General features: G+C 62.8%; 13 protein-coding genes. 5 read left to right on the top strand and 8 right to left on the bottom strand.

The genetic code is table 11. The annotated features are described in order from the left end of the window. Window positions 1-52: 52 nt before the first annotated feature. The 4 genes from NKH22_RS02045 to NKH22_RS02030 all read right to left on the bottom strand — a co-directional run bounded on the left by NKH22_RS02045 (window position 53) and on the right by NKH22_RS02030 (window position 2541). Window positions 53-424: a hypothetical protein gene (locus NKH22_RS02045; RefSeq protein WP_023741428.1), complete on the bottom strand. Its 372-nt coding sequence runs from the start codon at window positions 422-424 to the stop codon at window positions 53-55. Window positions 425-480: 56 nt separating this feature from the next. Continuing rightward, entirely contained in the window at window positions 481-1248 is a 768-nt protein-coding gene (locus NKH22_RS02040) for an alpha/beta fold hydrolase (protein WP_023681517.1), read from the bottom strand. Between the two features lie 10 nt (window positions 1249-1258). Beyond that, window positions 1259-1831, bottom strand: a complete 573-nt coding sequence (locus tag NKH22_RS02035; RefSeq protein WP_023681518.1) for a DUF192 domain-containing protein — start codon at window positions 1829-1831, stop codon at window positions 1259-1261. 113 nt (window positions 1832-1944) lie between these two features. Continuing rightward, window positions 1945-2541, bottom strand: a complete 597-nt coding sequence (locus NKH22_RS02030; RefSeq protein ID WP_352757901.1) for a cold-shock protein — start codon at window positions 2539-2541, stop codon at window positions 1945-1947. A 359-nt stretch (window positions 2542-2900) separates the two neighbouring features. Between NKH22_RS02030 and NKH22_RS02025 the strand changes: the two genes are divergently transcribed. Both NKH22_RS02025 and NKH22_RS02020 read left to right on the top strand, forming a co-directional pair. Then, window positions 2901-3341: a VOC family protein gene (locus NKH22_RS02025; RefSeq protein ID WP_023681520.1), complete on the top strand. Its 441-nt coding sequence runs from the start codon at window positions 2901-2903 to the stop codon at window positions 3339-3341. A gap of 133 nt (window positions 3342-3474) precedes the next feature. After that, on the top strand, window positions 3475-3768 hold the full coding sequence (locus NKH22_RS02020; RefSeq protein ID WP_023744840.1) for a DUF2218 domain-containing protein: 294 nt from the start codon (window positions 3475-3477) through the stop codon (window positions 3766-3768). Window positions 3769-3873: 105 nt separating this feature from the next. On the opposite strand, the gene NKH22_RS02015 is transcribed toward NKH22_RS02020, so the two are convergent. The 3 genes from NKH22_RS02015 to ilvA all read right to left on the bottom strand — a co-directional run bounded on the left by NKH22_RS02015 (window position 3874) and on the right by ilvA (window position 6522). Beyond that, entirely contained in the window at window positions 3874-4578 is a 705-nt protein-coding gene (locus NKH22_RS02015) for an outer membrane protein (RefSeq protein ID WP_023815356.1), read from the bottom strand. Between the two features lie 145 nt (window positions 4579-4723). Beyond that, window positions 4724-5269, bottom strand: coding sequence for a DUF1697 domain-containing protein (locus tag NKH22_RS02010; RefSeq protein ID WP_023815357.1), 546 nt, complete (start codon window positions 5267-5269; stop codon window positions 4724-4726). Then, window positions 5266-6522, bottom strand: coding sequence for a threonine ammonia-lyase IlvA (gene ilvA, locus NKH22_RS02005; RefSeq protein WP_352757902.1), 1257 nt, complete (start codon window positions 6520-6522; stop codon window positions 5266-5268). Before ilvA ends, NKH22_RS02010 begins: the two co-directional genes overlap by 4 nt. Window positions 6523-6645: 123 nt before the next feature. Here ilvA and NKH22_RS02000 point away from each other — a divergent pair, with 123 nt between their 5' ends. The 3 genes from NKH22_RS02000 (at window position 6646) to NKH22_RS01990 (ending at window position 10566) form a co-directional block, all read left to right on the top strand. Next, window positions 6646-8049, top strand: coding sequence for an aminopeptidase P family N-terminal domain-containing protein (locus NKH22_RS02000; RefSeq protein ID WP_352757903.1), 1404 nt, complete (start codon window positions 6646-6648; stop codon window positions 8047-8049). Window positions 8050-8195: 146 nt separating this feature from the next. Continuing rightward, window positions 8196-9269, top strand: a complete 1074-nt coding sequence (locus tag NKH22_RS01995) for an alpha/beta hydrolase (protein ID WP_023695396.1) — start codon at window positions 8196-8198, stop codon at window positions 9267-9269. A gap of 133 nt (window positions 9270-9402) precedes the next feature. Further along, the gene (locus NKH22_RS01990) at window positions 9403-10566 is read left to right on the top strand and encodes an alpha/beta hydrolase (protein WP_352653771.1); all 1164 of its coding nucleotides are present in this window, start codon (window positions 9403-9405) and stop codon (window positions 10564-10566) included. Between the two features lie 21 nt (window positions 10567-10587). Here NKH22_RS01990 and ade read toward each other — a convergent pair whose 3' ends face one another. Continuing rightward, entirely contained in the window at window positions 10588-12399 is a 1812-nt protein-coding gene (gene ade, locus NKH22_RS01985; protein ID WP_023751503.1) for an adenine deaminase, read from the bottom strand. Window positions 12400-12463 lie beyond the last annotated feature (64 nt).

Here is a 12463-nt window from a genome sequence, read left to right as displayed (position 1 = left end):
GCCGGGCATTGCTATCGTGCTTCTTCCCCATCCGGCCATTACTCGTCCCCGATCAGGTGAAAGCGCCTATCGTCGATGCCATTGCCACAAGCAGCAGGAAGCCAACCGCCAGGGAGCCGCCGTTGAGCAGGATGCCGACGACCCCAAGCACGCGGCTATCGTTCGAACGCACCAGCGCCATCAGTCCGAAAATCAATCCGGCAATATGCGCCAACGGCCCTGCCAGCAGGAAAACCGCCATGAAGAAACCCGTGGCGATGTTCTGGGCACGCTCGGATGCGTGGGTCGGAAGCGCCACCATTGTGGTCAGCGCCATCACACCGGCACCGAAGGCGAGCAGCGCCAGGATGACGGAACGCTTGCCGAACTTGCTTGTCACGACGGCGCCCGGCAGAGCGTCGGCGCTTCTTCCCCATTGTGCCATTGTTTGCCACCCCTCGCCGGCCGCCCAATCCATATCGCCCGAAAATCGCTTACCGGTTAAAGCGGATTTTCGGCATAAAACTCCAAAACCCGCTGCTTGAAGGTCTTGTCGCCCACAGCCAGCATATGGTCGCGGCCGTCTATGTGAAACACCTTGGCGTTCGGCATCAGCGCGGCGAGCTCGTCGGGCGAGCCGCCGATATCGTCTGTCGTCCCGACCGCAATCAGCGTTGGTTGGGCGATGCGCGTCATGTCGTCTTCGCTGAGCAGTTCGCGCGACGTGGCGATGCAGGCGGCCAGCGCGCGGCGGTCGCTGCGCGTCTGATCGGCAAAGGCGCGAAACGAGCGACCGCGCGGATGGCTGGTGGCGGCCGGATCGTTGGCCAGCAGCGCCTCGGCGATCGGATCCCAGTCGCCGACGCCGTCGACCATGCCGATCCCGAGCCCGCCGAAGACAAGCGTCGCCACCTTGTCGGGATCCGACAGTGCCAGGAACGCCGCGATGCGCGCGCCCATCGAATAGCCCATGACATGCGCGCGGCCGATGCCAAGATGGTCGAGCAGGGCCGCCGCGTCCGAGCCCATCTTGGCCGGGGTGTAGTCGGCCTCGTCATAGCTTTTCGACGACGAGCCGTGGCCGCGATTGTCGAAGGCGATGGCGCGATAGCCGGCATCGTTCAGCGTCTTGAACCAGCCGGGCGATACCCAGTTGACATAGTGGCTGGAGGCAAAGCCGTGGATCATCAGCACCGGATCGCCCGCCCCCGACGCCGGCTGGCGGTCGAGGAAGGCGAAGTCGAACCCGTCATGGGAGAAGAATTGCATCGGGAGCGGCTCAGCCGGCGCCGGGCGTGGGCGCGTTGCCCTTGTCCGATGGCGGCATGCCGGGGCCGGACACCGTGCCGACGGCCGGATGGCGCAGCAGATCGCCATAGTCGATGCCGTTTTTGGCGGCGGTGCCGGCCTTGAGCTCCAGCACGAAGCGCACTGGCACACCCGGCGAGATGACTGCATCGGACAATGGAGTGCCGTGCTTGACGGCCCGGACCTTGCCGTCCTGTCCAACAAAGATCAGGTCGAGCGGCATCGGCGTGTTGTGCATCCAGAAGCCGACCTGCTTCTGCATCTCGAAGACGAACAGCATGCCATGATTGTCGGCCATATCCTGGCGATACATCAGGCCGGCCTCGCGTTCCGAGTCGGTGTCGGCGACTTCGATCGAAAAGGATTTATCGCCCCCTTTCGTCGCCACGACCAAGGGTGTCGGATCGACGGGAAGGATCATCGCCTGACCGCCGGCGATCGTCTGCTGGGATGCGGTCGGCTGCCCGGAATAGAAGTAAGCGCCTGCGGCTACCGCAACGATGACGCAGAGCGCGCCCGCTGTCAGCCAGTTCCTGTACGCCATTGGAAATCCTCGACCAAAGACCATGATCCCTAAAAGTGGTCTCAGGTATTCGGATAAGATCGTGGTGAAACCAAGAAAAACGCCGTCCTGACTTCCTCAGGAAGGCTCGCGTCCTAATGCGCGACCGGCAAGGTGCCCATATCAGGGTGAATCTCGGCAGCCATGAGGCCCTTGTCACCGCGTCCGAAACGCACCAGCACGACCTGTCCGGGCCTGAGCTCGGTGATGCCATAGCGGCGCAGCGTCTCCATATGGACGAAGATATCCTCGGTGCCCTCGCCGCGCGTCAGAAAGCCGAAGCCCTTGGTGCGGTTGAACCACTTAACCAGCGCCCGCTCGAGCCCGCTTTCCGGCGTCACCGCCACATGGGTGCGCTGTTCCTGCATCTCGGCCGGATGGACCGCGGTGGCGGTGTCCATGGACAGCACCCGGAAAGCCTGCAAACCACGGTCGCCATGCTTGACAAGGCACACGACACGCGCGCCCTCCAATGCCGTCTGAAAACCGTCCTTTCGAAGGCAGGTGACATGGAGGAGGATGTCGCCCGAGGAACCGTCATCGGGTAGTATGAAACCGTAGCCCTTGGCCACGTCGAACCATTTGATGGCGCCGGCGATTTCGACAAGGTCGGCGCTATCGCCGCCACTGTCACTCTTCAGGGCGTCGTCAAGGTTCTCATCCCGCCTCGTGAAAGAGGCCTTATCCCCCATAAGAACGCCCCCTTTTTTTCAAGAAAACCGCAAGTGATTCTTGACATTAGATTAACACCGCCGCTTCCGGGGTGTGCAAGACCTGCCGTGCCTTTTTTCACGGTTGAATACAGGAATAGCTGACTTGTTGTTTGCCGGCGTCGCTGCCGGCTGCAATGGCGATCCGTCAAGGCCGTCAACCGGTCGGCAATTTGCATCGGATTTTGCCGAAATCGGCAACCACTTGTGGTCGGACGCTTTTGTCAGAGCAACCTGATTTTCCAAAAACCGGTGATCACTTTTCCAGTCCGATGCTCGTTGCCCTCCGACGGGGTGGACCTTATGTTGCCTCGCAACCCAAACATCCCCGAGGAAATCCCATGCGCTACCTCCACACAATGGTCCGTGTCGCCGACGTCGATGTCTCGCTCGATTTCTACTGCAACAAGCTCGGCCTGAAGGAAGTGCGCCGCTACGAAAACGAGCAGGGCCGCTTCACGCTGATCTTCCTCGCCGCCTCCGAGGATGTAGAAAGCGGCATCACTGAGAAGGCGCCGCTGATCGAACTGACCTACAATTGGGATCCGGAGGAGTACAAGGGCGGCCGCAATTTCGGCCATCTCGCCTATGAGGTCGACGACATCTACGCCACCTGCCAGCATCTGATGGACAATGGCGTCGTCATCAACCGGCCGCCGCGCGACGGCAACATGGCCTTCGTCAAGTCGCCGGACGGCATCTCCTTCGAACTGCTGCAGAAGGGCCCGGCCAAACCCAAGGCCGAGCCGTGGGCATCGATGCCGAACACCGGCACCTGGTAGCGATCACGCCATCTTGAGCGAGGCGGCCGCGCCGACAAGCCGGCCGCCTTTGCCATTTCGACCAACGGCACCTATTTACCTGCCTGTCGCGCCAGCCAAGCAAAGCCAGTGCCTCATCCAGGAGAATTCATTTATGCCGACCAGCCGTGCCGATGTCACCACCGCATATGCCAGCCGCTATTTGCAGCAGCTGTGCAAGCACTGGGCGCACAAATTTCCCGTCGTGTTCGATCCAAACCACGGCACCATCGATCTGTCGCTCGGCCGCACGGTTCTCGATGCCGATGCGGCAGCGCTGCATATCACGGTGTCGACGGAGGAAAGCGGATCGCTGGAGCGCATGGAGAGCGTTGTTGCCGATCACATCAAGCGCTTTGCCTTCCGCGAGGAACTGACTTTCGAGTGGAAGCAGGCTCCGGCGACCTGATCTGCTGTCAGCCGCAACGCCGAACGCCGGAAGCTGCCAGCCCCGGGCGACGTTATGGCGTCACTTGGTTGCGACGCCATCTGAACCGTCGGAACGACGGATCGATCAGAACTTGTAGTTCAGGCCGATCTTGATCGTATGGGCGTCGATCTTCACCTTTGCGTCGTTGCCCTCGATATCTGTCAAACGGACCTTACCGAAGTCGAAGTACTGGTATTCCAGCTTCGTGGTCCATTTGTCGGCGAAGGCCCATTCGACACCGCCACCGATCGTATAGCCGAAGCGGCCTCCGCTCTTCGATGCGCTGCTGTCCGGGTCGGGCACCCCGTCAAAATCGAAAGTATCGCCATAACTCAATTTGTAGTGAGTCGCCGCCGCGCCGCCCTTGGCGTAGATCACCAGCCTGTCGGTGGCGTAGCCCAGACGTGCCGTCAGATCGCCATAGACGCCCAGTTTCGCCGATCCGAAATTGTCGGGCTCTTCGACGATAGTCCTGTCGCCATCGAGGCCGAGATAGCCCAGATCGGCTTCGACGCCATAGACGAATGCTCCAGACTGCCAGTTGTAACCGGCCTGAACGCCGCCGAGGAAGCCGTCGGTATCGACGTCATGGGTCTGACCAAGCTCCTCGTCGAAGAAGGAATCCGTCTGGTCGACCGCGTCACCGCGTCCCCAGCCATAGCCGGCGTTGATGCCGACATAGCCACCCGACCAGACAAACCCTGCCGGTACGGTCTCAATCACGTCGGCGGCGAACGCCGCGCCGCAAGCCGAAATCAGGAAAGTAGATGCGAGAAGCAGACGTTTCATGAAACTCCCCAATGCGTCGGAAAGAGCATAGCACAGACATGCAGTATTCATTAAGCTGCCTAGGCCGGATAATCGAAAATTGTTGCAGAAAAACAACTGTTTAGCCGAGGCTTAATTAGCATCGCGACCGCAACGTAGAAGCGGTTCAAAGCGAACGCGCTATCTGCAGCAGCGCCAGCACCGAGCGCCAGTTGCGCGCGGTGCCGGGCACTTTCAGCACGCGCGGGATGAGATTGGCGAACACCGATTTGCCGAGCCCGTCCGGCGCCTTGAGGTAGAGCACGTCGTCCCTGACCTCGAAGCTTTCCGGGCCGGTGCATTTTTCGGCAAGCCTGGCGATCTCGTCCGCCGTCGGCTGGCGCTCCAGCGTGTAGGCGTGAAGCTTGGTCGGATCGCCGGCGACTTCCGGATAAGGATTCTCCTTCACCAACCGTTCGAACCAGGAGAGATCGCGCACCATGATGCGCGAGTGAAAGCCCCATTTTTTCTCGAACGCCATTTCGATCTGTTTCGCCAGCGTGGCGGCGTCGCCCTTCTTGGTCCGGAACACGACATTGCCGCTCTGCACATAACTGGCGACATCGGTGAAGCCTAGCGCCTCGAATAACGCCCGCAACTCCGCCATCTGGACGATGCGGTTGCCGCCGACATTGATGCCGGAAAACAGCGCGACGAACACGGCACCGCTCATATGATGAACCCGGCCAGGGTCTCGTTGTCGCTGATGTCCTGATAGTGGACGCCCTCGGCCTCGAAATTCGCCTTCAGCAGGTCGAAATTGCGCCGGTCCCTGGTTTCGATGCCGATTAGCACAGAGCCGAAATTGCGTGCCGATTTCTTCATATATTCGAAGCGGGCGATATCATCGTCGGGACCGAGCAGTTCGAGGAAGTCGCGTAGCGCGCCCGGCCGCTGCGGAAAGCGGATGATGAAGTATTTCTTCAGCCCCTCGAAGCGCAGCGCCCGCTCCTTCACGTCGGGCAGCCGCTCGAAATCGAAATTGCCGCCCGACACCACCGCGACGATGGTCTTGCCGCGGATTTCCTTGCGCGAAAAATCCTTCAACGCGTCGATCGCCAAGGCACCGGCCGGCTCCAGCACCACACCTTCGATGTTGAGCATCTCGATCATGGTGGCGCAGAGCCGGTTCTCAGGGATCAGCCGCACCGCCTGAGCGGCGAACTCCTTGAGGTGGCGCAACGGCTCGCGGCCGATCTCGGCCACCGCCGCGCCGTCGACGAAATTGTCGACATTGGCGAGCCGGACGCGCTTGCCGCTGGCGAGGCTCTGATGCAGGCTCGGCGCACCGGCCGGTTCGCAAAAGACGTAGCGCGCGTCACGTTGCTGATCGGCGAAATAGTGCGTCACCCCCGCGGCCAGGCCACCGCCGCCGACCGGCAGCATGATGATGTCGGGCATGCGCGCGCCCGGCATCTGGCCGGCGATCTCATAGGCGACCGTCGCCTGCCCCTCGATAATGTCCTTGTGGTCGAAGGGCGGCACCATATGCGCGCCGGAACTTTCGGTGAATTCGAAGGCGGCGCGGTAGCAGTCGTCGAAGAAGTCGCCGACCAGCCTGATCTCGACGAAATCGCCGCCGAACAGCCGCGTCTTGTCGATCTTTTGCTGCGGCGTCGTCACCGGCATGAAGACCACGCCCTTCTTGCCGAAATGGCGGCAGACGAAGGCAAAGCCCTGCGCATGGTTGCCGGCCGAGGCGCAGACGAACAGCTCGGCCTCGTTGCCGGCGGCAAGCGCCTTGCGGAAAAAGTTGAAGGCGCCGCGGATCTTGTAGGAGCGCACCGGTGAAAGGTCCTCGCGCTTCAACAGCACCCGAGCCCCCGTCTTCTTCGACAGATAGTCGTTTTCCTGCAGCGGCGTTTCGGGAAAGATCTCGCGGATCGCGGTTGCGGCGGTGGCGACACGGGAGGAGAAACTGTTCATGGCGCCGTCACCTCTGGATCGAATGGTTCGAAGGCGAAGCCTATTGCACAATTCGCCGTTTGCAGCCACCGATGCGGCCGGCCGCTTTGACGCGCCAGCAGGAAATCCATTGGAGCCATCTTCATGCCTGTTTCGGCTGTCGCCCTGAAGACCGTAGACCTTCCTGAATTCGGCGAACCAACAGTGATGCCGCTAGTTCAGCGGCGGACCTACGAAGCGCGCATCGAGGCTCTGCTGGCGCGCGGCGCCGAGGCCGGGCTCGACGCCTTTGCCGTCTATGGCGACCGCGAGCACGCGGCCAATGTCGCCTATCTCAGTGGTTACGATCCGCGTTTCGAGGAGACGTTGCTGGTCATCGTCCCCGGCAGCCAGCCAAAGCTTCTCGTCGGCAATGAGGGCTGGGGCTATGCCGAAATCTGCGACGGGCCTTACGAGCGCGTCCTCTACCAGACCTTCTCGCTGCCGGCGCAGCCACGCGACCGCTCGGCCTCTCTATCCGACACGCTTGCCGCCTGCGGCCTGAAGGCCGGCCAGAAAATCGGCGCCATCGGCTGGAAGCCGTTCGGCGCCGGCGATGGCGGCTTTGGCGAGACGACGCTCGACCTGCCGTCCTTCATCGCCGATACGCTGCGCACACTGGCCGGCGACAGAGGCGCGGTGGTCAACGCCGCCAACCTGTTGATGAACCCATCCGACGGCCTACGCGCCATCAACGAGGCAGACCAATTGGCGTCCTTCGAATTCGCCGCGACCTTTTCCTCGCAGGGCCTGCGCAACGTGCTTGGGAATATTGAGCCCGGCATGAGCGAATTGCAGGCCGCGCGGCTGATGGGGATCAACGGCCTGCCCCTGTGCTGCCACCCGATGCTGTCCGCCGGCAGGCGTGCGCCCTACGGCTTGCCTAGCCCGCGCCTCGACATCATCAAGCGCGGCGATCCCGTCACCATGGCCTATGGCATCCAGGGCTCGCTCAACGCCCGCGCCGGCTTCCTGGTCGAGAGCGCCGCGGAACTGCCGCGCGAGATCGACGACTATATCGACAAGCTGGTAGCGCCCTATTTCGCCGCCGTCGTCGACTGGTACGAGACCATCGGCATAGGCGTTGCCGGCGGAGCGCTTTGGAAAGCCGTGCATGACCGCATAGGCGACCCGTTCTTCGGCGTCTCGCTCAATCCCGGCCATCTCGTCCATATGGACGAATGGATGCATTCGCCGGTGTTTTCCGGCTCGGACATCAAGCTGCAATCGGGCATGGCGCTGCAGGTCGACATCATTCCGGCGACCGGAACCAGCTATTTCACCACCAACATCGAAGACGGTATCGCGCTTGCCGATGAGTCCCTGCGCGAGGAGATCGCGGCCCGCTATCCCGAGGCATGGCGCCGCATCGAGGCGCGCCGCGCCTTCATGCGCGACGTGCTGGGCATCAGGCTCAAACCCGAGGTATTGCCCTTCTCCAACATTCCGGCGTTCCTGCCGCCATTCTGGCTTTCGCGCAACAGTGCGATGGCTGTGACCCGACGCTGACCACATTTCGGCTGGACACGACTTACTTCTGCCGCACTCTCACTGTCCGGGAGGTGTCGCGGAGGGTAGACGGGCCGAGGGTAGACAGGCCTTTGGGCCTCAAAGTGAATTCTATGTGAATTCATCTTTCGATTGGAATTTTTGACGTGCGTTTGAAGACGATTTGCATTCTTGCACTTGCCCTGTTGATCGCCGGCTGCGGCGGCCGCAAAACCGAGGAACTGCTCGGCAGCGCCGTCATGTCCACGCCGGTGACCGAAATCTCGGGCAATCACTCGATCTTCATTGCCACCACACGCAAGAAATCCGACGATCCCAACAAAGTTTTCGACGGCGAACGCTCGGCGACGCTGAACTACGCCCGCGTCACCGTCACCGTTCCCGGCACCCACCAGACCGGCCAGATCGAGCGCCGCTCGCGCGGCAAGTCGAACGACCCGGCGAAATACTTCATGGCTTCCGAGGTCGTCGGCTACGATGCGCAGCCTCAATTCTCAAGCGCGCTCAATGCCGACATTGCCGCGCGCGGCGGCCGCGTCATGGTCTTCGTGCATGGCTACAACACCGGCTTCGACGACGCGGTCTACCGCCTGACCCAGATCGTCCACGATTCCGGCTATCCCGGCACGCCGGTGCTGTTTTCCTGGGCATCCGGCGCCAGAACCACCGACTATGTCTATGACAAGGAAAGCGCCAGCGCCGCCCGCGATCAGCTGGAGGTGACATTGCGCATGCTGCAGCAGTCCGGCGCGCGGCGCATCGACATCGTCGCCCACTCGCTCGGAACCTGGGTGACCATGGAAACGCTGCGCCAGATGGCCATCACCGGCGACCGCGATCTCGGCGGCAAGCTCGGCGATGTCGTGCTGGCCTCTCCCGACATCGACGTCGACGTCTTCAAGAGCCAGATGCGCCGCTACGGCAAGCCGGACAAGCCGTTCATCCTGCTGCTCTCCGACGACGACCGGGCGCTGCGGCTCTCAGGCCTGATCGCCGGCTCGCGGCCACGCGTCGGCGACTACAAGGATGCCGCCGACCTCGCCGCTTATGGCGTCACCGTGGTCGACCTCTCCAAGGTCAAGGGAGGCGACAGCTTCAACCACACCAAATTCGCCGACAATCCCGAACTGGTGAAGATGATCGGCCAGCGGCTGCGCGAGGATGACGGCTTTGCCAGCGACCAGACGGTGACCGACCGTATCAGCGCGCTCGGACAATAAGGCTGTCGCCTTGCGGCGACCGTCGCCGCGTGAGGTCGCGAATGCCGCTCGGCCCGATCACTTTCAACTGGACCGGGCCGGTCTCTGCCTCTACGACATTGAAATCGGCGCCAATGCGCCAGCGGGAGCCCGCGTGAACGAGCGTTGGAAGACTGTCCTGGTCCTTGCGTTCGCGCTCGCTGCCGCCGGCTGCGCCGGCCCGAACACCCATGACCTGTTGAACGAGACGACGGTTTCGGTGCCTGCCTCCGACATCGCGGCCACCCACGAAATCTTCGTCGCCACCACCCGCAAGCAGGCGACCAAGGACCCACGCCAGGTGTTCGATGGCGATCGCTCGCTGACCACCAGCTACGCCCGCGTCGACGTCACCGTGCCGAAGGTCCACCAGGTCGGCGCCATCGAGCGCGCCAAGGGCTCGGCAAATTCGAACCCGGCCAAGCAATTCACCGCCACCGACGTCGTCCACTATGGCGACGCCTCGCAATTCGCCAAGGCCGTCGGCGCCAACATCACCATGAATGGCGACCGCGCGCTGGTCTTCGTCCACGGCTTCAACAACGGCTTCGACGACGGGGTCTACCGGCTGGCGCAGATCGCCCACGACACCGAATATCCCGGCACGCCGATCCTGTTTTCGTGGGCTTCGAGCGGCAAGACCACGGGCTATATCTACGACAAGGACAGCGCCAACGCCGCGCGCGACGACCTCGAGGCGACGCTCAGGATGCTCGCCAAGACAAAGGTCAAGAGCATCGACATCATCGCGCATTCGATGGGAACCTGGGTGACGATGGAAGCGCTGCGCCAGCTCGCCATCACCGGCGACCGCGATCTCGACGGCAAGCTCGGCCGTGTCGTCCTGGCATCGCCCGATATCGATGTCGACGTCTTCAAGAAGCAGATGATCCGCTACGGCAAGCCCGACAGGCCGTTCGTCATCCTGCTTTCCGCCGACGACCGTGCTCTGAGACTGTCCAGCCTGCTATCCGGCGACAAGCCGCGCGTCGGCGACTACGGCAACGCCGCCGACATTGCCAGTTACGGCGTCGTTGTGGCCGACCTCAGCCAGATCAAGGGCGGCGACCGCCTGAACCACGCCAAATTCGCCGACAACCCGTTCCTGGTGCAATTGCTCGGCGACCGTCTGCGCGCTCCAGCCGGCCTGGCATCGGACGAACCCACGCAGGGCCAGATCGACAATCTCGGCCGAGGCCTCGGCAAGGCAGTCGGATCCGTCGCCGAGATCATCATCACCACGCCATTCAAGGTGCTGACCATCGCCACCGGCGGATGAGAGCCAAGCAGCGGGCTGATCTCAGATAAAAAGATCGACCTTCTGGAACGTCGTCACGTCGATCAGGCCGACATCGGAAATCCTGAGCTCCGGAATGACGACCAGCGCCAGCAGCGAGTGCTGCATGTAGGCGTTGTTGAGCGAGCAGCCCATCTTGCGCATTGCTTCGGTGAGTTTCTCGGCCTTGGCCGCCACGATTTCGGCGCGCTCGTCCGACATCAGCCCGGCGATCGGCATTTCGACAAGCGCCAGTTCCTTGCCCTTTGAAAACAGCACCACGCCGCCACCGACCTCGCCCAGGCGGTTGACGGCCAGCGCCATGTCTTCCTTGTTGGTGCCGACGCAGATGATGTGGTGGGCATCATGTGCGACGCTCGACGCAATGGCGCAGTCGCCCATATAGCCGAAGCCTGAGACGAAGGCATTGGTGACGCCGCCGGTGCCGCGGTGGCGCTCGACCAGCGCGATCTGGCAGATGTCGTTGCGGCGGTCCATGGCGACCAGCCCGTCCTCGACCGGCAGGTCGGCCTCCAGCGCCCGCGTCGGCGCCTGGTTTTCGATCACGCCGATGACCCGCACCCGCACCTCGTTGGCGCCCTTGGGCGCCGCAATGTCGAAGTCGCCTGGCTTCAGCTTCTTGCCGAGCTTGACGGTGTTCTTCGCCGATTTGGGGTAATCATAGGCCGGGATGTCGATCTCGAGCTTGCCGCCCTTGGCCAGCCTGATACCGCGGCCATAGACCTCGTCGATGGTCATGGCGGCGAGATCGGCGACGATCAGCAGATCGGCCAGCCGTCCCGGCGCGATCGAGCCGATCTCGCGCTCCAGCTTGAAATGCTGGGCGGTATTCAGCGTCGCCATCTGGATCGCCGTCACCGGCTTCAATCCCTGTTGGATGGCGTGGCGCACCACCCGGTCCATATGGCCTTCATGCACCAGCGTGCCGGAATGGCTGTCGTCGGTGCACAGGATGAAGTTGCGCGGGTCGAGCCCGCTCTCGGTCACCGCCTTGATCTGCGAGGCAACATCGTACCAGGCCGAGCCCAGCCGCAGCATTGCCTTCATGCCCTGGCGCACGCGGGCGATCGCGTCCTCGGCGCGCGTGCCTTCATGGTCGTCCTCCGGCCCGCCGGCGACATAGCCATGGAACGGCAGGCCGAGATCGCGCGACGCATAGTGGCCGCCGACCGTCTTGCCCGCTCGCACCGTGGCGGCGATCTCGCCCGACATCACCGGATCGTTGGCCACGACACCGGGAAAATTCATCACTTCGCCGAGCCCGATGATGTTTTCCCAGGTCATCGCTTCCGCGACATCGGCGACCGTCAGTTCGGCCCCGGCATGCTCCAGCCCCGGCGCGGACGGCACGCAGGACGGCATCTGGACATGGACGTTGATCGGCATGGCGACGGCCTCGTCATGCATCAGCCGCACGCCGGGCAGACCCAGCACATTGGCGATCTCGTGCGGATCGATGAACATCGAGGTGGTGCCGTGCGGGATGACGGCGCGGCAGAACTCGGTCACCGTCACCATGCCGCTCTCGACATGCATGTGCGCGTCGCACAGGCCGGGCACGAGATAGCGACCGCCGGCGTCGACCACCTTGGTGCCCTGGCCGATGGCATGGCTGGCATTCGGCCCGCAATAGGCGAAGCGGCCGCCTGATATGGCGATGTCGGTGCCGGCTATGATTTCGCCGGAGTGCACGTTCACCCAGCGGCCGTTGCGAATGACGAGATCGGCAGGCTTGCGCCCCGTCGCGACGTCGACCAGATGCGTCGCCATCTCGGTCCAGGGCTTGGGTTTCGTCGCCGACGGCTGCTTGGCCATGAAAGACTCCTGTTTGCCAGACTGTGCCAAGCCGGCAAGGTTTTGGCCAGCGATCACGGACGAA

It is taken from the genome of Mesorhizobium sp. M1252 (genome assembly GCF_040318265.1).
Lineage (GTDB): Bacteria > Pseudomonadota > Alphaproteobacteria > Rhizobiales > Rhizobiaceae > Mesorhizobium.
The sequence above is the reverse complement of the archived record's forward strand: the minus strand, read 5'-3'. Positions and strand labels throughout refer to the sequence as shown.